Genomic DNA, 19,351 nt, shown 5'->3' with positions numbered 1-19,351 from the left:
GCGCGGGACAGGAGCCGCACGAGATCCCGGCTTTCGCCGGGATGACGGAATTGGGCACGCGCATCACCCCTTCATCCGATTGACGTCTTCGACCGAGATCGTGCCGCGGCCGCGGAAGTAGATAACGAGAATGGCGAGGCCGATCGCAGCCTCACCGGCAGCGACGGTGAGCACGAACATCGCGAACACCTGGCCGACCAGATCGCCCAGCGCGTTCGAGAACGCGACGAGGTTCAGGTTCACGCCCAGCAGGATCAGCTCGATCGCCATCAGGATGACGATGAGGTTCTTGCGGTTCATGAAGATGCCGAGCACGCCGAGCGTGAACAGGATCGCCGAGACGACGAGATAGTGCGTAAGGGTGATCACAGCTCGACCCCCTGCCCCACGGGATGGTTCACGTTGCGGGTCGCGTCCTTGGCGCGGCGTTGGACCTGACGGCTGATCTTCTGCGGCTTGACGTCGGTGCGTGGACGCAGCGTCAGCACGATCGCGCCGATCATCGCGACGAGCAGCACCAGGCCGGCACCTTCGAACACGAACAGGTAGCGGGAATAGAGAAGCTGGCCGACCGCCTCGATGTTGTTCACCTTGGCGTCGATCGGGGCGATGCGACGGCCCAGCTGCAACGTGCCGGCGCTATAGGCGCCCACCGCGATCAGGATCTCGGCGACCAGCGCGACGGCAAGCGCGAAGCCAACCGCCGCATATTTCATCACGCCGGCGCGCAGCTCCGCGAAGTCGATGTTGAGCATCATGACCACGAACAGGAACAGCACGGCGACGGCGCCGACATAGACGATGACGAGCAGCATCGCGATGAACTCGGCATTGGCGAGCACCATCAGACCCGCAGCGTTGAAGAACGCCAGGATGAGCCACAGGACGGAATGGACCGGGTTGCGGGACAGGATGGTGAAGGCGCCGGAGACGCACACCACTGCCGCAAACAGGTAAAAGGCGAGAAGCTGGATCACGGAATCGGATGGCCCCTGTAGGTTGGCGTGCGCTTAACGGTACGGTGCATCGGCGGCAAGGTTCGCGGCGATGGCGCGTTCCCAGCGGTCACCGTTCGCGAGCAGCTTGTCCTTCTGGTAGATCAGCTCCTCGCGGCTCTCGGTCGCGAACTCGAAGTTCGGGCCTTCCACGATCGCGTCGACCGGGCAGGCTTCCTGGCACAGGCCGCAATAGATGCACTTGGTCATGTCGATGTCGTAGCGCGTGGTGCGGCGGCTGCCGTCCTCGCGCGGTTCGGCCTCGATCGTGATCGCCAGCGCCGGGCACACCGCCTCGCACAGCTTGCATGCGATGCAGCGCTCTTCGCCATTGGGATAGCGGCGCAGCGCATGCTCGCCGCGGAAGCGGGGCGAGAGCGGGTTCTTCTCGTATGGATAGTTGATCGTCGCCTTGGGCTTGAAGAAATACTTCAAGGTCAGGGCATGCGCCTTGACGAACTCCCAGAGGGTCCAGGTTTTGATGAAATGGGCGACGGTGCTCATGCGGGCACTCCAACCCGGGTCAGCATGAGGAACCCGGAAACGAGGAAGACGAAGAGAAGCGACAGCGGCAGGAAGATCTTCCAGCCCAGGCGCATCAGCTGGTCGTAGCGGTACCTGGGCACCGTGGCCTTCACCCAGCTGAAGCAGAAGAAGAAGAACGCCATCTTGGCGAGCAGCCAGACGATGCCCGGCACCATGTAGAGCGGCGCCCAGTCGAACGGCGGGAGATAGCCACCCCAGAACAAAGTCGCGTTCAGCGCACACATCAGGATGACATTGGCATATTCGCCCAGCCAGTAGAGCGCGAAGGCCATCGACGAATATTCGGTCTGATAGCCCGCGACGAGTTCGCTCTCGGCCTCGGCAAGGTCGAACGGCGCGCGCTGCGTCTCGGCGAGCGACGAGATGAAGAACACGACCGCCATCGGGAAGAGCAGCGGGTTGAACGCGAAGCCGTTGATGAAGCCGTACAGGCCCTTCTGCGCCTCGACGATCACGCCCAGGTTGAAGCTCTGCGCCCACAGCACCACCGAGATCAGCACGAAGCCGATCGAGACTTCATAGCTCACCATCTGCGCCGCGGCGCGGATTGCCGAGTAGAACGGATATTTCGAGTTCGAAGCCCAGCCGGCGAGGATCACGCCGTACACGCCTAGCGACGAAGCCGCGAGCACGTAGAGCAGGCCGACATTGATGTCGGACAGCACGACATGCATGTCGCCCAGCGTGCCGAACGGCACCACCGCCCACACGATCAGCGCCACCGTGAAGGTGATGATCGGCGCGAGCAGGAACAGCACCTTGTTGGCGGCAGACGGGATGATGGTTTCCTGCAGGAACACCTTCAGGCCGTCCGCGAACGACTGGAGCAGGCCGAGCGGGCCGACCACGTTCGGGCCGCGGCGCAGCGCCATCGCCGCCCAGATCTTGCGATCGACATAGATGATCATCGCCACGGCGAGCATCAGCGGCAGCGCGATCAGCAGGATGCCGACGATCGTCGAGATCAGCCAGGCCGCTTCGAAAGGCAGGCCGAGCCATTGGAAAAACGCGGTCATTCTGCGGCCTCTGCGAAGTCTTCGCCGTGGATCAGTTCGGCCGAGCAGCGCTGCATGGTGGGCGACGCACGGCAGATGGCGTTGGTGAGATAGAAGTCGGCGATCGGATAACCCAGTTCGCCCTTGGCCTTGGCGGCCAGCTTGGGCGGCGCGAACTCGTAGCCGGCCAGGCCCTCGCGGCCCAGCGCCGGCACGGCGTTCGCCATCTCGGCACGCAGCTGCTCGAAGCTGTCGAACGGCAGCGTGTGGCCGAGGCGATCGGAGAGCGCGCGCAGGATCGTCCAGTCCTCGCGGGCGTCGCCGGGAGCGAACACCGCGCGGTCGGCACGCTGCACGCGGCCTTCGAGGTTCACATAGGTGCCCGGCTTCTCGGCATAGGTCGCACCCGGCAGGATGACGTCGGCATGATGCGCGCCATTGTCGCCGTGATGGCCGATATAGACCTTGAAGCTGCCCTTGAAGCTGTCGAAGTCGACTTCATCGGCGCCCAGGAAGAAGGTCAGCTTCGGCGCGGCCGCGACGATGTCGGCAATGCCGCCCTTCTGGGCATAGCCGAGCATCAGCCCGCCCATGCGCGCAGCGGCGGTGTGGACGACGTTGAAGCCGTTCCACCCGTCGCGCTGGAAGGCGGAGGCCATGGCGAGCGTGGCGCCCTGCCCTTCCTTGAGTGCGCCCGGGCCGACGATCAGCACCGGCTTCTTCGCCGCGTCGATCGCCTCTGCCGCACGATCCGGCAGCTTGCCGAGGATCGACAGGTCGTTGCCAAGCCACTCGACCTTGTAGGTCAGGTCGGTCTCGGGCCCGATCGCGAAGACCTTGGCGCCCTTCTTGATCGCCTTGCGGACGCGGGTGTTGATCAGTGGCGCCTCGAAGCGGAGGTTCGAGCCGACCAGCAGGATCGCATCGGCATCCTCGACGCCGGCGATCGTGGTGTTGAACGCCACCGAGCCGAGGTTCGACACGTCATAGGCCAGGCCGGTCTGGCGGCCCTCGAGCAGGTCCGAGCCGAGCGCCTTCACCAGCGCCTTGGCCGCGTACATCGTCTCGCAATCGACCAGGTCGCCGGCGATCGCCGCGACACTCGAGCCTGCCTTCTTGGCAGCCGCCGCGATCGCGTCGAACGCTTCGTCCCAGCTCGCTTCGACCAGCTTGCCGCCCTTGCGGACATAAGGCTTGTCGAGACGACGGCGGACCAGCGCATCAACGTGATAGCGCGTCTTGTCGTGCGCCCACTCCTCGTTGACGTCCTCGTTGATCCGCGGAAGCACGCGCATCACCTGGCGGCCGCGGCTGTCGAGACGGATATTGGTGCCGACGGCGTCCATCACGTCGATCGACAGGTTCTTCTTCAGCTCCCACGAGCGATACTCGAAGGCGACCGGCTTGTGGGTCAGCGCGCCCACCGGGCAAAGGTCGACGGCGTTGCCCGAAAGCTCGCTCTTGAACGCCTTTTCCAGATAGGTCGTGATCTGCATGTTCTCGCCGCGATAGATCGCGCCGATATCCTCCACGCCCGCAACCTCTTCGCCGAAACGAACGCAGCGGGTGCACTGGATGCAGCGGGTCATGATCGTCTTGATGATCGGACCCATGTACTTCTCGGTCACCGCACGCTTGTTCTCGGTGTAGCGCGAATGGCCGCGACCATAGGCAACCGACTGGTCCTGCAGGTCGCACTCGCCGCCCTGATCGCAGATCGGGCAATCGAGCGGGTGGTTGATCAGCAGGAATTCCATCACGCCTTCGCGCGCGGCCTTCACCATCGCGCTATCGGTACGGATTTCCTGGTTGTCGGCGGCAGGCAGCGCGCACGAAGCCTGGGGCTTGGGCGGCCCGGGCTTCACCTCGACGAGGCACATGCGGCAATTGCCCGCGATCGACAGGCGCTCGTGATAGCAGAAGCGCGGAATCTCCTTGCCCGCGGCCTCGCAGGCCTGGAGCACGGTGGCGCCTGCCGGCACCTCCACTTCGATTCCGTCGACGGTCAGCTTGGGCATCTCAGTTACTTCCCTCGGACGCGGACATGCCGCCGCGCGCCCTGAACAATCCTTCCGCGAGCAGTCCGCGCAGGATGGTGCTATCGAAATTGACCGTGCGGCCATCGGCGCACGCCGTGATCGCCGGCAGCACCGCGCTCACCGCAGCGGCTTCCTCCGGCGAATGCCACTTGGTGCGAACCAGCGCGTCGGCCGCGGCCGGATCGCGCGCTGCGGCGCACTGGACGACGGCGTAGGGCTTGTGCACCGGCTGACTGAGCCAGGCCGGATCCTTGCCCCCCGTCGCCGGCCCTGCCGCACGATAGGCCTTCAGATAGAGCTGCTCGGCGAGCACGCCGCGCAGCGATACTCCCTGGGTCTGCACCTTCTTGCCGCGCGGCACGCACAGGCGGGCGCTGTCGAACAGGCCCATGAACGCCTTGGCCTCGGGCTCGCTGCCCGGCTCGAGCGCGATCACCGCCGCGGCCTTGCGTTGCTCGCTGCGGGTGAAGCAGCTCATCAGCTCGATTGCGTTCTTCTCCGCGACGCGGATGCCGGCTGCCTCACCGCTGTTCTGGGCGAACGCGGGCGCGGCGATGCCGAAGCTGGTGCCGGTAGCGATCAGGAGTGCCAGTGCAGCCTTCATTCCGCGGCCTCCTGCATGCCTGCGCCCGCCTGGCGCTCGTTGATGCGGCGCTCCAGCTCGGGGCGGAAGTGGCGGATCAGGCCCTGGATCGGCCACGCGGCGGCATCGCCGAGCGCGCAGATCGTGTGGCCTTCCACCTGCTTGGTGACCTGCTGCAGCGTGTCGATCTCGCTGATATCGGCGTCGCCGGTGCGCAGCCGCTCCATCACGCGCCACATCCAGCCGGTGCCTTCGCGGCACGGCGTGCACTGGCCGCAGCTCTCATGCTTGTAGAAGTAACTGAGACGCGAGATCGCCCGGACGACGTCGGTCGACTTGTCCATCACGATCACGGCCGCGGTGCCCAGGCCCGAGCCCAGCGCGCGCAACCCGTCGAAATCCATCGGGCAGTCCATGATCTGCGCCGCCGGCACCAGCGGCACCGAGGAGCCGCCCGGGATCACCGCAAGCAGGTTGTCCCAGCCGCCGCGAATGCCGCCGCAATGCTTCTCGATCAGCTCGCGGAACGGGATCGACATGGCCTCTTCGACCACGCACGGCTTGTTCACATGGCCCGAGATCTGGAAGAGCTTGGTGCCCTTGTTGTTCTCGTTGCCGAAGCTCGAGAACCATTCCGGCCCGCGCCGCAGGATCGTCGGGACGACTGCGATCGACTCGACGTTGTTCACCGTGGTCGGGCAGCCATAGAGGCCTGCGCCCGCCGGGAACGGCGGCTTCAGGCGGGGCTGGCCCTTCTTGCCCTCGAGGCTCTCGAGCATCGCGGTCTCTTCGCCGCAGATGTACGCGCCGGCGCCGCGATGGACGAACACGTCGAAGTCATAACCCGACTTGCAGGCGTTCTTGCCGAGCAGGCCGGCGTCATACGCCTCCTTCACGGCGGCAAAGAGCGTCTCCGCCTCGCGGATATATTCGCCGCGGATGTAGATATACGCCGCGCGGGCGCGCATCGCGAAGCCGGCGATCAGCGCGCCTTCGATCAGCTTGTGCGGATCGTGGCGGATGATCTCGCGATCCTTGCACGAGCCCGGCTCGGACTCGTCGGCGTTGATCACCAGGAAGTTCGGGCGATCCGGGCGCGGTTCCTTGGGCATGAAGCTCCACTTCATGCCGGTCGGGAAGCCTGCGCCGCCGCGGCCGCGCAGACCCGATGCCTTGATCTTGTCGATGATGGCGTCCTGGCCGATCGACATCAGATCCTTGGTCTTGTCCCAATCGCCGCGCTTCTGGGCAGCCGGCAGGTTCCACGGCTGGAAGCCATAGACATTGGTGAAGATGCGGTCCTTATCCGCGAGCATCTATCGACCCTTCCCCACCATGTTCTGAATGATAATGTACGCGAGCACGCAGACCCCGAGCACGATCGCGATGCCGATCAGCTTGAAGGCGATCTTGAGCGCCCAGCCGAGCACGACGATGCCGCCGATGATCGCGAGGATTACGAAGACGAGGTTCTTGGTCTCCGGCTTCATCACCATTCCCCCCGATAATCGTGGTTCTCGGTTTCCATCGCGGCCAGGTTGGTCGGCTCGCCCACCGGCTCCACCGTGTGGCGGCCCGGCTCCTGCGTACCGGTCTTGGGGCTCTCGCCCTTGGCCAGCGCGTCGAGGATCGCGAGGGTCCGGTCGAAGTCCAGGTCCTCGAAATTGTCGTCGTTGATCTGCACCATCGGCGCCGACGAGCAATTGCCCATGCACTCGACTTCGGTCAGCGTGAACAGGCCGTCCTCGGTGGTGTGGCCCTTCTTCAGGCCGCGCGCCTTGCACGCGGCCATCACGTCGTCCGAACCGCGCAGCATGCACGGCGTCGTGCCGCAGACCTGCACGTGATAGCGGCCGACCGGCACCAGGTTGAACATGGTGTAGAAGGTCGCGACCTCGAAGATGCGGATGTACGGCACGCCGAGCTCGCGTGCGACGAACTCGATCACCGGAATCGGCAGCCAGCCCTGCGTGTTGGTCTCCGCACCCACCTGGCGCTGGGCCAGGTCGAGATAGGGGATGCTGCAGGAGAGCTGCCGGCCCGCCGGATAGCGGCCCATGATCTCCTGTGCCTTGACGGCGTTCTCCGCCGTCCAGGCGAAATTGCCCCAACGCGCGCGGGTCTCCGCATCATTGGGAAGTTCGGGTGCGTCGGCCATTAACGGATGAACTCCACGCGATCGACCTTGCCGTCGGCGAAGGAATAGATCGACATAACTTCGAAGGGCTCGCTCTCGGGCGAACGGGCCACCTTTTCATGCAGGACCACGGTATCGCCCAGCGCATAGCTGGTCAGGATGTCGGCACGGTTCTGCGGGAACTCGGCGAACATCGCCTTCAGCCCCGAACGTACGCCTTCCTTGCCCTCGCGCAGCACCGCACCGCGATAGCCTGCTTCGCAGGCACCGTCGGTCATCAGCTCGACATAGGCGTCGGCGTCCTGCGCATTGTAGTGCGCGATCATCTGATGCGTGATGGCGATGCGGTCGGCGCTCACCGGTCGCACTCCCCGAACACGATGTCGAGCGCGCCCAGGATGGCGGTGATGTCGGCGAGCATGTGCCCCCTCGACATGAAGTCCATCGCCTGGAGGTGGCTGAACGCGGTCGGGCGAATCTTGCAGCGATACGGCTTGTTGGTGCCGTCAGAGACCAGATAGACGCCGAACTCGCCCTTCGGGCTCTCGGTCGCGACATACACGTCGCCCGCGGGCACGTGATAGCCTTCTGTAAAGAGCTTGAAGTGGTGGATCAGCGCTTCCATCGACTGCTTCATCTCGCCGCGGCGGGGCGGAGCCACCTTGCGGTCGAGCGTCAGCACGGGGCCTTCCGGCATCTGCTGGAGGCACTGCTTCATGATGCGCGCGGACTGATAGACTTCCTGAACGCGGACCATGAACCGGTCATAGCAGTCGCCGCGGGTGCCGACGGGGATGTCGAACTCCATGCGGTCGTACACGTCATAGGGCTGCGAGCGGCGGATGTCCCAGGGGATGCCGGCGCCGCGGATCATCGGGCCCGAGAAGCCCCAGGCGACGGCGTCCTCGCGGCTCACCACCGCGATGTCGACGTTGCGCTGCAGGAAGATGCGATTCTCCGCGACCAGGCTGATCGCGTCGCCGAACAGGCGCGGCAGGCGCGTGTCGAGCCATTCCGCGATGTCGGTCAGCAGCTTGAGCGGCACGTCCTGGCGGACGCCGCCGACACGGTAGTAGTTCGAGTGCATACGCGCGCCCGAGGCACGCTCGAAGAAGTTCAGGCAGTCTTCGCGCAGCTCGAACATCCACAGGTTCGGCGTCATCGCGCCGACGTCCATCACGTGCGAACCGAGGTTCAGCATGTGGTTGCAGATGCGAGTCAGCTCGGCGAAGAACACGCGCAGATACTGGCCGCGCAGCGGAACCTCGAGGTCGAGCAGCTTCTCCACCGCCAGCACGAAGCTGTATTCCATGCCCAGCGGCGAGCAATAGTCGAGCCGGTCGAAATAGGGCAGCGCCTGGGTGTACGTCTTGTACTCGATCAGCTTCTCGGTGCCGCGGTGGAGCAGGCCCACATGCGGATCGACACGCTCGATGATCTCGCCGTCCAGCTCGGTCACCAGGCGCAGCACGCCGTGGGCCGCCGGGTGCTGCGGGCCGAAGTTGATCGTGTAGTTCGCGATCTCCGTGTCGCCCTTCTCCGGCTTGCCGCCGTCGATGACGCCTTCGATCTCGTCGAGATATTCAGCCATTACGCTTCACCCTCCGGCGTCTTCTTGACGCGCGGCTTGCGGGGTTTCTTCTCGGCAGGCGCCGGGCCGGCCTCGGGGCCGGGCTTGCCGGCGCCGGTCTCGGCGGTGCTGCCGCTGGTCTTGGGCTTGGTCACCTTCGCCTTGGTCGGCTTGGCAGCCGGGACCGGCTTGGCGATCTCGTCCGCGGTCAGCGGAGTCGGTGCGCCCTTGGCCTGGGGCTGCGGTACGGCCGCAGGAGCCGGAGCCGGCGCGGGCTTGGCCGCCGGAGCGGGCGGCGGGGCCGGCGGTGTCGGTGCGACGTACTTCTCGTCGCCCGGCAGGATGTACTCGGCACCCTCCCACGGGCTCATGAAGTCGAAGTTGCGGAAGTCCTGGGCCAGCGTGACCGGCTCATAGACCACGCGCTTCGCCTCTTCCGAGTAGCGCAGCTCGACGAACCCGGTGAGCGGGAAGTCCTTGCGCTGCGGATGGCCGACAAAGCCATAGTCGGTCAGGATGCGGCGCAGGTCGGTATTGCCCTCGAACAGCACGCCGTACATGTCGTACACTTCGCGCTCGAGCCAGCCGGCGACCGGCCAGATGCCCGTGACGGATGGCACCGGCTTTTCCTCGTCGGTGGTCACCTTCACCTTGATACGGTGGTTCCGCGTCAGGCTGAGCAGGCAATAGACCACCTCGAACCGCTCCTCGCGATCGAGATAGTCGACGCCGGCGATTTCCATCAGCTGCTGATATTCGAGGCCCGGCGTGTCGCGGAGCAGCGTCATACCCTCGACGGTGCGCGCGCGATCGAGCACCAGGTTCACTTCGCCAACGCTGTCTTCCGAGAAGACCAGGATATCGCCAAGCGCGGCCTTGGCCGCCTCGATAACGCCCTCGTTCGACGCGAACCGGGGAGCAGAAGTCTTCACTGCGCTCATCGTTCGATCGTCCCGACGCGGCGGATCTTACGTTGGAGCTGCATGATGCCGTAGAGCAGCGCCTCCGCGGTCGGCGGGCAGCCCGGGACATAGATGTCCACCGGCACGATCCGGTCGCAGCCGCGCACGACGCTGTAGCTATAGTGGTAATAGCCGCCGCCATTGGCGCAGCTGCCCATCGAGATGACGTACTTGGGCTCCGACATCTGGTCATAGACCTTGCGGAGCGCGGGAGCCATCTTGTTGCACAGCGTCCCGGCGACGATCATAACGTCCGACTGGCGCGGCGAGGCGCGCGGCGCGGCACCGAAGCGCTCCATGTCATAGCGCGGCATGTTGACGTGGATCATCTCGACCGCGCAGCAGGCGAGGCCGAAGGTCATCCACCACAGCGAGCCGGTGCGGGCCCACTGGAACAGCTCCTCGGTCGAGGTGACCAGGAAGCCCTTGTCGCCGAGTTCGGCATTGATGTCGTTGAGGAAGCCGACGTCCGGGAGCGTTCCCGGCGGCGGCGCGCCGATCAGGCCGCTGCCCGGCAAGGGCGACGACTGGGTGAGTTCTACTCCCATTCGAGGGCTCCCTTCTTCCAGGCATAGACAAGGCCAAGCGCCAGCTCGGCGATGAAGATCATCATCGAGATCCAGGCGGTCCAACCCAGCGAGAAGACCGAGACGGCCCAGGGGTAGAGGAACGCCGCTTCGAGATCGAAGACGATGAACAGGATGGCGACGAGGTAGAAACGCACGTCGAACTGGCTGCGCGAATCTTCGAATGCGGGGAAACCGCACTCATATTCGCTGAGCTTTGCCTCGGTTGGCTTGTGCGAGCCGGTAAGCCGGCTCACCGCCATGGGCAAAAAGACGAACGCGCTGGAGAGCGCGAGGGCGACCCCGAGGAACAACAGGATCGGCAGATATTGTGACAGATCGACCAAGCGACTTCTCTTCTCGCGGATGCGGAATCTGAGGGTGGCTTTAGGACGGTGATAACGCTGCGACAAGGGCGGAAACCCTTGAGAATCACTCGCAATAATTTGCCGGATTTCGGCGGCGCAACTTGTGCCGCATTATCGCCGCGCAACGCTCCGCTGGATCGGCGCCACGATGGATGCGGTATCATCGACAGCCACGCGGTTCCGCCCGGCCTGCTTGGCGCGATAGAGTGCGCGGTCGGCCGCTTCCAGCAGATCGCGCGGCGCAATGCTCGCGATCGGCCGGAAACTGGCGACCCCCAGGCTGATCGTCGCAGGTGCAGGCAGCATCGCCGCTTCCGAGCGGGTCGACTCTTCGACCAGCAACCGCACCCGCTCCGCCACCTGCATCGCCGCATCGAGGTCGGCGCCAGGCAGCAGCAGCGCGAACTCCTCGCCGCCCGGCCGCGCCGCGAGATCGGTGGCGTCGCGCGCGCCGCTAGCCAGCGCCGCCGCCACAACCTTCAAGCAACCATCGCCAGCGGCGTGACCATAGGTGTCGTTATAGTGCTTGAACCGGTCGACATCGATCGCGATGAGCGCGATCGGTTCAGCTGCCACCAGGCCGCGGGCCCAATGCGCGTCGAGTCGCTCCATGAACCAGCGGCGATTGGCCAGGCCGGTCAGGGCGTCGGTGCGGCTGAGCTGCTCCAGTGCGTGGTTGGCCTGCTGCAGCGCGGAAGCCTGCTCCTCGAGCCGCTCCGCCAGCACCGCGTTCTCGGCGGAAAGCCGCATGGCCCGCACCACCTGGCGGCCAAGCCTGCGGCCCGTGATCACCATCGCACCGAACAGCAATACCGCCGAGGCACCGAGATACAGATGACCAGGCCGCCCGCTCGTCGCGAAGCCGAATGCCGCGCCCAGCAGCAACGGACCATGGAAAGCGACATGCGCCGGCCAGAAGGATACCGTGGAGATGGTCATCATCACCGCGCCCAGCCCGATGCAGACCATCACGAGCAGTTCGCTGTCGGTGGCGCTGCGAGTCGCCCAGATCATTATCGCGCCCCAGGCCAGGCCCGATACGACGCCCAGCGCGGTAGCCCACCACAGCCACCGCGCGGAATGGGTCCCCTGGCTGCGGCGATAGAAGAGCAACGAAACAATGCGGACGACGAGGATGAGCCCGGTCATCGCCACAAAGCTGCCGACGGCCAGCCGGTTCGCGCCGCTCCAGGTCGCTCCGGCGATCACGATCGCGCCGACCATGCTCATCGCCGTGCCCGGCAGCGAAGTGGAATAGAACGCCTCAGCCCGCGCCTTGAGATACCGCTCCCTGACAATGGCACGCTCTGGCACGCTCTGCTCCCAATCCTCGACTGGAATATCCTAGAGCGCCGGAGTTAACGCCGGCTTGTCTTCTGCAAGTAAATGAAGGTCAGGCGTTGCGAAGCGCACCCGCCACGAGCTTGTGCAGCTTGGAGTGGAGCACGTCGTTCGCGGCGAGATACTGGTTGCGCTCGCGCGACAGGTCCTGGCCGCGATAATCGGTCACGAAGCCGCCGGCTTCCTTGACCAGCAGCATACCGGCAGCGACGTCCCAGGGCTTCAGGTCGCTTTCCCAGAAGCCGTCGAAGCGGCCCGCAGCGACCCAGGCGAGGTCGAGCGCGGCCGAGCCCAGCCGGCGAATGCCGGCAACTTCGGGCGCCACTGCCCCGAAGATGCGGCTCCACTCGGCGAAATTGCCATGGCCGAGGAACGGGATGCCCGTGGCGATCAGCGCGTCGGACAGGTCACGCCGCGCCGAAACGCGCAGGCGCTGGTCCTGCAGCCAGGCGCCGCGGCCCTTTTCCGACCAGAAGCTCTCGTCGGTGAGCGGCTGATAGACATAGCCGTGCGTCACCTCGGGCTTGCCCTGGGCGCCGCGCGGATCCTCGACCGCGATCGAGATGCAGAAATGCGGGATGCCGTGCAGGAAGTTGCTGGTGCCGTCGAGCGGATCGATGATCCAGCGCGGCTTGTCCGGATCGCCGGCGATCTCGCCGCGCTCCTCGACCAGGAAGCCCCAGTCCGGACGCGCCTTCTTCAGCTCCTCGATCAGCGTGTCCTCGGCACGCTTGTCGGCGAGGCTGACGAAGTCCGCCGGCCCCTTGCGGCTGACTTGCAGCTGCGAGACTTCGTTGAAGTCGCGGCGCAGGCGCGGGCCGGCCTTGCGGGCGGCGCGCTCCATGACGGTGATGAGGCCGGAATGGGCTACCAAATCTAATCTCCTCCCCTCCCGCTTGCGGGAGGGGTCGGGGGAGGGCCTGTCAGATAATCGAAACGGAGAGCGTGAGGCCCGGCACACGCCCTCCCCTAGCCCCTCCCGCAAGCGGAAGGGGAACTGGACTCAGTCCGCGCGGCGGACGTAGGTCTGCTCGTACACATCGACGACGATGCGCGTGCCCGAAGCGATGTGCGGCGGCACCATGATGCGCACGCCATTGTCGAGGATCGCCGGCTTGTACGACGACGAGGCCGTCTGGCCCTTCACCACCGCATCGGCCTCGACGATCGTCGCCTCGATCGTGTCGGGCAGCTGCACGCTGATCGGCTCTTCGTCATAGAGTTCCATGACCACGTCCATGCCGTCCTGCAGGAAGGCAGCCGCATCGCCGAGAAGGTCGCGCGGCAGCGTGGTCTGGTCGTAGGTTTCCTTGTCCATGAACACCAGGCTGTCGCCGTCAGCGAACAGGAACTGGAAGTCCTTGGTGTCGAGGCGAACGCGCTCCACGGTCTCGGCCGAGCGGAAGCGGACATTGTTCTTGCGGCCGTCGCGCAGGTTCTTGAGCTCGACCTGCATATAGGCGCCGCCCTTGCCGGGCTGGGTGTGCTGGATCTTCACCGCACGCCAGATGCCGCCTTCATATTCGATGATATTGCCGGGACGGATGTCCACGCCGCTGATCTTCATGATCGAGACCTTGAACTTGAGAAAGAGCTGAGCGGGCGCCTTTAGCTGCGCGCGCGCGCTTGGGCAAGCCGTCCGGCGCGGACGGAAGCCGGGGCCTCGTGCCACATGCTGTCCAAATTGCGGCACGAGAACCCGGCTTCCACGCCCATGACGGACCTGTCCCTAATTTTCCGTAGCCTTTAGCAGTGGATAGGGATTGATGTTCTGGCCCTGCCACCAGCCCTCGCCCGGCTGCATCAGCTTGATCTCGAAATGGAGGTGCGGCGCCCCGCCCGCGGCGCTGCCGGTATTGCCCACGGTGGCGATCGCCTCTCCCTGGCGCACCGCCTGCTTCTCGGTGACCAGATAGGTATCGAGATGCGCGTAATAATGGATCGTGCCGCCGTCGCGCGTCCGCACATAGATCGTATGCCCGCCGTTCACGCTCTCGAAGATCTTCTCGACCCGGCCCGATGCCGCGGCGAGCACCGGCGTGCCCTTGGCGGCCATGATGTCGATCGCATGATGCTCGCGAGTGCCGCCGCCGCGGCTCTGGCCCCAGGTATCCGAAAGCTGGCGGGCATGGACGCCTTGGACGGGAATGATCAACTGCACCGCGTCGTTGGCACTGGCGGGAGCCGCAGCCTGAGGAGCAGCCAGGATCGGCTGGGCCGCCGGTGCCGCAGGCTCGAAGCTGATCCGCACCAGCGACAGGAAACCCACCGCCAGCGCCAGCAGCAGCGTGGCTATCCCCCAGCCGATCCGCTTCGCCCAGACAAGCATCGCGCCTACTCCTGAAATACGGCCTTGGTGCCCGGCTTGATCATCAGCGCAAGCCGCGCAACGTCCCAATTGGTCAGGCGGATACAGCCATGGCTCTGCGTGCGGCCGATCAGCTGCGGCTCGGGCGTGCCGTGGATGCCGTAATGCTCCTTGGAAAGGTCCAGCCACACCACCCCCACCGGTCCGTTGGGACCGGGCGGCAGCATCGCCTTCTCGTCGCCCTTCTTCGCGTCCCAGAACAGCGCCGGGTTATAGTGGAATTTCGGGTTGGTGTCCGCGCCGTAGATCTTCCAGGTGCCGATCGGCAGCGGATCGTGCTGGCTGCCCATCGTCGCGCTGAACTGGGCGACGAGCCGCTCCTGCTTGTCGAACACGCGCAGCACCTTGTCGCTCTTGTCGACGACGATGTGGTCCGCCTCGGGCACCTTGGCCTCGACGTTGAGGTCGTTCAGCGTCTGGCGCCACTCCGGCTTGATGTCCGCCGGATAGTCGCGCGAGGCGGGCAGCGCGTTGGGGAAGACGAATTCCGCACCCGGCTCGATCGCCTTGCCGCCCGGGTTCAGCTCCACCAGCACCTCGGGCGTGGTGTGAAACATCTCGGCCAGCTTCTCGAGCGGCCGGGTATAGGCAAGCGAGGGCATCTTGGCCTGCTCCCCCGGATCCTTGGGCATCGGGTTGATGTACGGCCCCTTCAGCGTCGCCGCGTCGAGCGTCAGCCGGCGGACGGGGCGAAGCGACGCATAGGGCGCCAGAGCGCGCAGCGTGGCGGGATCGAGAGCGCCGCTCTGATCGATCCCGCGCGAGATCTGGAAGCCCTTCAGCGCCGCGGTAAGCGACTGGCCTTCGCGCCCGTCGAGGATACCCGGCGAGAAGCCGAGATGATCGAGGATCACCTGGGCATGAAGGATCGTCCAGTCGATCGGCGGCTTCGCGGAAGTTCCCGATTGCCCAGCGGCCACGGGACCGACCGAGGCGCAGGCGAGGCAAGCTGCAAATCCGAGAAATTTCCGCACCGATTCAAGCTCCTGCAGAGGATGTTCCGCAAGAACAACGGCTGGAACCCGAAGAATTTCCGTCATCCGGCGAAAGCCGGGATCTCAGGCGAGGGCGCGGGGACGAAGCCGCACGAGATTCCGGCTTTCGCCGGGATGACGATACTAGCCGGCCAAAACGCCCATGAACGCCTTCATCGCCGCTTCCTCGTCCCCGCCCCAAACCGCGTTGGACACCGCGAGAAAGTCCGCGCCAGCCTTTACCAGCGGCGCGGCGTTGTCAGGCGTGATCCCGCCGATCGCGACGCAGGGCAGTTCGAACAGCGCCGACCACCAGCTGAGGATCACCGGCTCCGGCCGGTGGCGAGTTTCCTTGGTCGTGGTCGGATAGAAGGCGCCGAACGCGACATAGTCCGCCCCCGCTTCGCCCGCTTCCATCGCCAGATGGCGGCTGTCGTGGCAAGTCACGCCGATCTGCACCTGCGGCCCCAGCACCGAACGCGCCTCGCGCGGATCGCCGTCCTCCTGGCCCAGATGCACGCCGTCGGCGCCCAGCCGCTTGGCGAGGCTTACGTCGTCGTTGACGATGAAGGCGACATCGGCATCGCCGCAGATCTTCTGCAATGGCTCGGCCAGGCGCGCCGCCTCATGCTGGTCGAAACCCTTCACGCGGAACTGGAAGGCCGCAACCTCCCCCGCGCCGAGCGCCCGCTTCAGCCGCTCGGGAAAGGCGCCGCCCACGTCGAGCGGCGAGATCAGGTAGAGCTGGCACGGCGGACGACGGACGTCGCGCACGAACTGGTCTGCGAAATTGGGGTCGAGCGGCGGCAGGCCGTCTTCTTCGAACTCGGTCATGGCACGCGCTTAGCGCAAGCCTCAGCGCTTCACCACTGCCAGCAGAAACCCGTCCCAGCCCTTGTCGCCCACGGTCTGGATCGCGGTGGCGTCGAGCCGCGGTTCGGCGGCGATCACGTCGTACAGCGCCCGCGTGCCCCGCACGCTCGGATCGGCGCTGCCGGCATCGGTCACCGCGCCGCTGCGCACGACATTGTCGAACACCAGCACGCTGCCCGGCCGGGTGAGCTTCAGCGCCGCGTCGAGATAGGCGACGTTGCTCGGCTTGTCGGCATCGACGAACACCAGGTCGAACGGCGCCTCGCCCGCCGCGACCATCGCCGCCAGGCTGTCGACCGCCGGCCCGGTGCGCACCTCGCAGCGCTCGGCCACCCCGGCCCGCTCCAGGTTCGCCCGTGCCACCTCGGCATGGCGCGGCTCCAGCTCCAGGGTCACCAGCCTGCCCTCGGCCGGCAGCGCCCGCGCCAGCCAGATCGTCGAATAGCCGCCCAGCGTCCCCACCTCGAGGATCCGCCGCGCCCCCGCGATCTGCGCGACGAGCTGGAGCAGCTTGCCCTGCGGCGCCGAGACGTCGATCGCCGGCAGGCCGCCCGCGGCATTGGCGACCAGCGCGCCGTCGAGCGCGGCATCGGGCGCCAGCAAATGCCCTGCGATATAGCTGTCGACCGCTGCCCAATCCTGCATCATCGCTCGCATCCTCGCGCCCGTTGCCGATCTGCCACCGATGGCGCAAAGTCGCGACAAAGGGGAGAGGCATGCGCGCATTTCATCTGGCCCTGCTCCCGATGCTGGCGGCGGCAACCGCGTGCGGCGGCGCGCCTGCTGCGACGAAGCACTATCCCGCCCCCGTCCCTGCTGCGGAACTGACCCGCCTGCTGCCCGGCCATTATGTCGATTGGGGTCTGCTCGCGCCGTGCGATTCCGGCCCGCTCGTCTTCCAGGCGGGTGGCCGATTCCTGTGGTACAACGGCTTCGGCAACGCCACCGGCACCTACCGCGTGCTGAACGGCGGCGTGGAGATGGACGGCAAATGGGGCGGCCGGCCCGATCGCTTTCGCATCCGCTTCGCCCGCGATGCCAAGGGCGCTTTGCTCTTCGCCATGCCGGAAAATCCGCTCCGCCCCGTGCGCCTCGCTCCGGTCGATGCCGGCACGCCCGGAATCGGCTGCGGGGCGCCGCCTACCCCTTGATCCCGATCCCGGCGACCGGCTTCACTTCGGCGCCCATCTCGAACCCGGCGATCAGCGGCCGCCCCTTGGCGATCGCATCGCGCACCGCGGGCAGCTTGAGCGAGTCGTCGTGATATTGCTTCGTCTTCCAGACCTCGGTGATCCAGATCGCGTCGGGGTCCTTCAGGTCCTCACAGACGATATAGGCCAGGCAGCCCGGCATGTCGGCGGTGCCGCCGCCCAGGATCGCCAGCAGCTCGGCGCGCTTGCCCGGCTGCGCCTTCATCTTGCCGATCATGCCGTAGAGCTCGACTTCTTCCATGCGCAACGCTCCGGCAAAAGCAGGCCCGCCCAGCATCGCAAGCGCGAGGCCGGCAAGCACGGGTCTGCGGGACAGGGTCATGCGGGCATCCTAGCCGCTTCCAGCGCCGCGATGAAGGCCGCCGGATCGTCGAACCGGTGCGCAACCGCGCGGATCGCCCGGCGCCGGCGCGGCACGGGCGCGGAGAACTCCACCAGCACATTGGGATAGGCGATCAGCCCAAGGTTTAGCAGGTCGCGCTGCTTGATCTCGGGGCCGGCCCATTGCGTGCGGATCGCGGCGATGTTCGCCACCGGAACCGCGAGCGTCGCGATATGCCCGGCGCGGAAGGTCACGCAGCCATCGTCTATCGTCACCGGCAATGTGCGGAAGGATCGGATCGCCCGCACCAGCCAGGTCACCGCGGCCAGGCTCGCCAGCGTGACGACCAGCGCGATGCGCCAGTCCCACAATGCCAGCAGGAAATGGACGATCACCAGCTCGAGGCCGGCAAGCCCGGCGAACACCCACATCATCGGCGCGAGGCTGCGATGATAGGGATGTTCGCTTCGGGCCATCGAGGAAGCTTATTCCTCGTTCTTGTAGATGCGCACCAGCTTCTCGAGCATCGCCAGCGCTTCGTCGCGCGGGCGCTGGAAGGTGTTGCGGCCGATGATCGAGCCGTTGCCGCCGCCGTCGCGGATGTCGCGCGCGTCCTGATAGACCGCGTCGGCGCCCTTGGCCGCGCCGCCCGAGAAGACGACGATGCGACGGCCGTTGAAGCAGCTCTTCACGACATGGCCGACGCGGGTCGACTGGGCCGACCAGTCGGTGCCTGCATAGGCCTTCTTGGCGTCTTCCTGCTCGATATGGTCGCTGGGCAGCTTCACCTTGATGATGTGCGCGCCGAGCAGCGCCGCCATGTGCGCGGCATAGGCGCCGACGTCGAGCGCCAGCTCGCCCGACTTGGGCAGCTTGCCGCCGCGCGGGTACGACCAGAGCACGGTGGCGATGCCGACCGACTTGGCCTCGGCTGACAGCTCCTTGATCTCCTCCATCATCTCGAACACGTCGTCCGAGCCCGGATAGATGGTGAAGCCGATCGCCGAGCAGCCCAGGCGCAGCGCGTCGTCGACGCCTGCGGTCACGGCCTGGTTGGCGCTGGTCGCCCAGCTGTTCGAGCTGTTGCACTTCAGGATGGTCGGGATCTGGCCGGCAAAGGTGTCGGCACCTGCCTCGAGCATGCCGAGCGGCGCGGCATAGGCGCTCAGGCCGGCATCGATCGCCAGCTGATAGTGGTAATGCGGATCATAGGCGTCCGGGTTCACCGCAAAGCTGCGCGCCGGGCCATGTTCGAATCCCTGGTCAACAGGCAGGATGATCAACTTGCCGGTGCCGCCCAGCTTGCCCTGCATCAGGATGCGGGCAAGATTGGCCTTCACGCCCGGATTGTCGGACTCGTAGTTCGCAAGAATGGCTTTGACGGCCGGGGTGATCGACATTTTTGTCCCCTGATTCGTGTAGTGCTCCGCAGCCCCTATCGACCTGTTTCGCAGGCGAAAAGGCTGACAACGCTGCCACCTGTCACCCATTTGAGCTTGCC

25 protein-coding genes are annotated in these 19,351 nt (G+C 65.9%); 1 reads left to right on the top strand and 24 read right to left on the bottom strand.

Translation table 11 applies throughout. The features are described 5' to 3' along the window. Window positions 1-63: 63 nt before the first annotated feature. From nuoK to P6144_RS03845, 21 genes are all read right to left on the bottom strand, one after another. On the bottom strand, window positions 64-369 hold the full coding sequence (gene nuoK / locus P6144_RS03945; protein ID WP_277766402.1) for an NADH-quinone oxidoreductase subunit NuoK: 306 nt from the start codon (window positions 367-369) through the stop codon (window positions 64-66). After that, entirely contained in the window at window positions 366-977 is a 612-nt protein-coding gene (locus P6144_RS03940; RefSeq protein WP_277766401.1) for an NADH-quinone oxidoreductase subunit J, read from the bottom strand. The genes nuoK and P6144_RS03940 overlap by 4 nt, the downstream gene beginning before the upstream one ends. A gap of 33 nt (window positions 978-1,010) precedes the next feature. After that, a complete protein-coding gene (nuoI, locus tag P6144_RS03935) occupies window positions 1,011-1,499 on the bottom strand; it encodes an NADH-quinone oxidoreductase subunit NuoI (RefSeq protein WP_277766400.1) in 489 nt (162 codons plus the stop codon). After that, entirely contained in the window at window positions 1,496-2,557 is a 1,062-nt protein-coding gene (nuoH, locus tag P6144_RS03930) for an NADH-quinone oxidoreductase subunit NuoH (protein WP_277766399.1), read from the bottom strand. Before nuoH ends, nuoI begins: the two co-directional genes overlap by 4 nt. Continuing rightward, entirely contained in the window at window positions 2,554-4,554 is a 2,001-nt protein-coding gene (nuoG, locus tag P6144_RS03925) for an NADH-quinone oxidoreductase subunit NuoG (protein ID WP_277766398.1), read from the bottom strand. The genes nuoH and nuoG overlap by 4 nt, the downstream gene beginning before the upstream one ends. A gap of 1 nt (window position 4,555) precedes the next feature. Beyond that, window positions 4,556-5,179, bottom strand: coding sequence for a hypothetical protein (locus tag P6144_RS03920; RefSeq protein ID WP_277766397.1), 624 nt, complete (start codon window positions 5,177-5,179; stop codon window positions 4,556-4,558). After that, a complete protein-coding gene (gene nuoF, locus P6144_RS03915; protein ID WP_277766396.1) occupies window positions 5,176-6,474 on the bottom strand; it encodes an NADH-quinone oxidoreductase subunit NuoF in 1,299 nt (432 codons plus the stop codon). The genes P6144_RS03920 and nuoF overlap by 4 nt, the downstream gene beginning before the upstream one ends. Beyond that, window positions 6,475-6,648, bottom strand: coding sequence for a hypothetical protein (locus P6144_RS03910; RefSeq protein ID WP_277766395.1), 174 nt, complete (start codon window positions 6,646-6,648; stop codon window positions 6,475-6,477). Then, a complete protein-coding gene (locus P6144_RS03905; protein WP_277766394.1) occupies window positions 6,648-7,316 on the bottom strand; it encodes an NAD(P)H-dependent oxidoreductase subunit E in 669 nt (222 codons plus the stop codon). Before P6144_RS03905 ends, P6144_RS03910 begins: the two co-directional genes overlap by 1 nt. After that, a complete protein-coding gene (locus tag P6144_RS03900; protein WP_277766393.1) occupies window positions 7,316-7,654 on the bottom strand; it encodes a nuclear transport factor 2 family protein in 339 nt (112 codons plus the stop codon). The genes P6144_RS03905 and P6144_RS03900 overlap by 1 nt, the downstream gene beginning before the upstream one ends. Beyond that, the gene (locus P6144_RS03895; RefSeq protein ID WP_277766392.1) at window positions 7,651-8,886 is read right to left on the bottom strand and encodes an NADH-quinone oxidoreductase subunit D; all 1,236 of its coding nucleotides are present in this window, start codon (window positions 8,884-8,886) and stop codon (window positions 7,651-7,653) included. Before P6144_RS03895 ends, P6144_RS03900 begins: the two co-directional genes overlap by 4 nt. Then, on the bottom strand, window positions 8,886-9,797 hold the full coding sequence (locus P6144_RS03890) for an NADH-quinone oxidoreductase subunit C (RefSeq protein WP_277766391.1): 912 nt from the start codon (window positions 9,795-9,797) through the stop codon (window positions 8,886-8,888). The genes P6144_RS03895 and P6144_RS03890 overlap by 1 nt, the downstream gene beginning before the upstream one ends. 5 nt (window positions 9,798-9,802) lie before the next feature. Then, complete coding sequence (locus P6144_RS03885) at window positions 9,803-10,375, bottom strand: NADH-quinone oxidoreductase subunit B (RefSeq protein WP_277766390.1); 573 nt, start codon at window positions 10,373-10,375, stop codon at window positions 9,803-9,805. Next, window positions 10,366-10,740 carry an NADH-quinone oxidoreductase subunit A gene (gene ndhC / locus P6144_RS03880; RefSeq protein WP_277766389.1) on the bottom strand — a complete coding sequence of 125 codons (375 nt, stop codon included), beginning with the start codon at window positions 10,738-10,740 and terminating at the stop codon, window positions 10,366-10,368. Before ndhC ends, P6144_RS03885 begins: the two co-directional genes overlap by 10 nt. Before the next feature lie 132 nt (window positions 10,741-10,872). Further along, on the bottom strand, window positions 10,873-12,075 hold the full coding sequence (locus P6144_RS03875) for a diguanylate cyclase (RefSeq protein WP_277766388.1): 1,203 nt from the start codon (window positions 12,073-12,075) through the stop codon (window positions 10,873-10,875). A gap of 79 nt (window positions 12,076-12,154) precedes the next feature. After that, window positions 12,155-12,976: an inositol monophosphatase family protein gene (locus P6144_RS03870; protein ID WP_277766387.1), complete on the bottom strand. Its 822-nt coding sequence runs from the start codon at window positions 12,974-12,976 to the stop codon at window positions 12,155-12,157. A 129-nt stretch (window positions 12,977-13,105) separates the two neighbouring features. Beyond that, entirely contained in the window at window positions 13,106-13,669 is a 564-nt protein-coding gene (gene efp / locus P6144_RS03865; RefSeq protein WP_277766386.1) for an elongation factor P, read from the bottom strand. Between the two features lie 162 nt (window positions 13,670-13,831). After that, window positions 13,832-14,431 (bottom strand): M23 family metallopeptidase, encoded by a 600-nt coding sequence (locus P6144_RS03860; protein WP_277766385.1) that lies wholly within the window; start codon window positions 14,429-14,431, stop codon window positions 13,832-13,834. A gap of 5 nt (window positions 14,432-14,436) precedes the next feature. Continuing rightward, window positions 14,437-15,390: a L,D-transpeptidase family protein gene (locus P6144_RS03855; protein WP_277766384.1), complete on the bottom strand. Its 954-nt coding sequence runs from the start codon at window positions 15,388-15,390 to the stop codon at window positions 14,437-14,439. Between the two features lie 198 nt (window positions 15,391-15,588). Further along, entirely contained in the window at window positions 15,589-16,278 is a 690-nt protein-coding gene (gene thiE, locus P6144_RS03850; RefSeq protein ID WP_277766383.1) for a thiamine phosphate synthase, read from the bottom strand. Window positions 16,279-16,299: 21 nt separating this feature from the next. Next, window positions 16,300-16,965, bottom strand: coding sequence for an O-methyltransferase (locus tag P6144_RS03845; protein ID WP_277766382.1), 666 nt, complete (start codon window positions 16,963-16,965; stop codon window positions 16,300-16,302). Between the two features lie 68 nt (window positions 16,966-17,033). On the opposite strand from P6144_RS03845, the gene P6144_RS03840 reads away from it, so the two are divergent. Beyond that, window positions 17,034-17,468, top strand: coding sequence for a hypothetical protein (locus P6144_RS03840; protein ID WP_277766381.1), 435 nt, complete (start codon window positions 17,034-17,036; stop codon window positions 17,466-17,468). Here P6144_RS03840 and P6144_RS03835 read toward each other — a convergent pair. The 3 genes from P6144_RS03835 to P6144_RS03825 are packed head-to-tail and all read right to left on the bottom strand — an operon-like array spanning window position 17,458 to window position 19,250. After that, window positions 17,458-17,850, bottom strand: a complete 393-nt coding sequence (locus P6144_RS03835) for an antibiotic biosynthesis monooxygenase family protein (protein ID WP_277766380.1) — start codon at window positions 17,848-17,850, stop codon at window positions 17,458-17,460. The genes P6144_RS03840 and P6144_RS03835 overlap by 11 nt on opposite strands. Continuing rightward, entirely contained in the window at window positions 17,847-18,326 is a 480-nt protein-coding gene (locus tag P6144_RS03830; RefSeq protein WP_277766379.1) for a hypothetical protein, read from the bottom strand. The genes P6144_RS03835 and P6144_RS03830 overlap by 4 nt, the downstream gene beginning before the upstream one ends. Before the next feature lie 9 nt (window positions 18,327-18,335). Beyond that, window positions 18,336-19,250 (bottom strand): class I fructose-bisphosphate aldolase, encoded by a 915-nt coding sequence (locus tag P6144_RS03825; protein WP_277766378.1) that lies wholly within the window; start codon window positions 19,248-19,250, stop codon window positions 18,336-18,338. Window positions 19,251-19,351: the final 101 nt, after the last annotated feature.

The sequence above is a fragment of the Sphingomonas sp. HITSZ_GF genome, assembly GCF_029543155.1.
Classification (GTDB): Bacteria; Pseudomonadota; Alphaproteobacteria; order Sphingomonadales; family Sphingomonadaceae; genus Sphingomonas.
The sequence above is the reverse complement of the archived record's forward strand: the minus strand, read 5'-3'. Positions and strand labels throughout refer to the sequence as shown.

Bases quoted from the DNA above. Each gene is read 5' to 3' on its own strand.
- P6144_RS03825 (WP_277766378.1), bottom strand. From the start codon at position 19,250: ATGTCGATCACCCCGGCCGTCAAAGCCATTCTTGCGAACTACGAGTCC.
- P6144_RS03845 (WP_277766382.1), bottom strand. From the start codon at position 16,965: ATGATGCAGGATTGGGCAGCGGTCGACAGCTATATCGCAGGGCATTTG.
- P6144_RS03910 (WP_277766395.1), bottom strand. From the start codon at position 6,648: ATGAAGCCGGAGACCAAGAACCTCGTCTTCGTAATCCTCGCGATCATC.
- nuoI (WP_277766400.1), bottom strand. From the start codon at position 1,499: ATGAGCACCGTCGCCCATTTCATCAAAACCTGGACCCTCTGGGAGTTC.
- P6144_RS03920 (WP_277766397.1), bottom strand. From the start codon at position 5,179: ATGAAGGCTGCACTGGCACTCCTGATCGCTACCGGCACCAGCTTCGGC.
- nuoG (WP_277766398.1), bottom strand. From the start codon at position 4,554: ATGCCCAAGCTGACCGTCGACGGAATCGAAGTGGAGGTGCCGGCAGGC.
- thiE (WP_277766383.1), bottom strand. From the start codon at position 16,278: ATGACCGAGTTCGAAGAAGACGGCCTGCCGCCGCTCGACCCCAATTTC.
- P6144_RS03885 (WP_277766390.1), bottom strand. From the start codon at position 10,375: ATGGGAGTAGAACTCACCCAGTCGTCGCCCTTGCCGGGCAGCGGCCTG.
- P6144_RS03895 (WP_277766392.1), bottom strand. From the start codon at position 8,886: ATGGCTGAATATCTCGACGAGATCGAAGGCGTCATCGACGGCGGCAAG.
- efp (WP_277766386.1), bottom strand. From the start codon at position 13,669: ATGAAGATCAGCGGCGTGGACATCCGTCCCGGCAATATCATCGAATAT.
- nuoF (WP_277766396.1), bottom strand. From the start codon at position 6,474: ATGCTCGCGGATAAGGACCGCATCTTCACCAATGTCTATGGCTTCCAG.
- P6144_RS03860 (WP_277766385.1), bottom strand. From the start codon at position 14,431: ATGCTTGTCTGGGCGAAGCGGATCGGCTGGGGGATAGCCACGCTGCTG.
- P6144_RS03830 (WP_277766379.1), bottom strand. From the start codon at position 18,326: ATGGCCCGAAGCGAACATCCCTATCATCGCAGCCTCGCGCCGATGATG.
- P6144_RS03905 (WP_277766394.1), bottom strand. From the start codon at position 7,316: ATGGCCGACGCACCCGAACTTCCCAATGATGCGGAGACCCGCGCGCGT.
- P6144_RS03835 (WP_277766380.1), bottom strand. From the start codon at position 17,850: ATGACCCTGTCCCGCAGACCCGTGCTTGCCGGCCTCGCGCTTGCGATG.
- P6144_RS03840 (WP_277766381.1), top strand. From the start codon at position 17,034: ATGCGCGCATTTCATCTGGCCCTGCTCCCGATGCTGGCGGCGGCAACC.
- nuoH (WP_277766399.1), bottom strand. From the start codon at position 2,557: ATGACCGCGTTTTTCCAATGGCTCGGCCTGCCTTTCGAAGCGGCCTGG.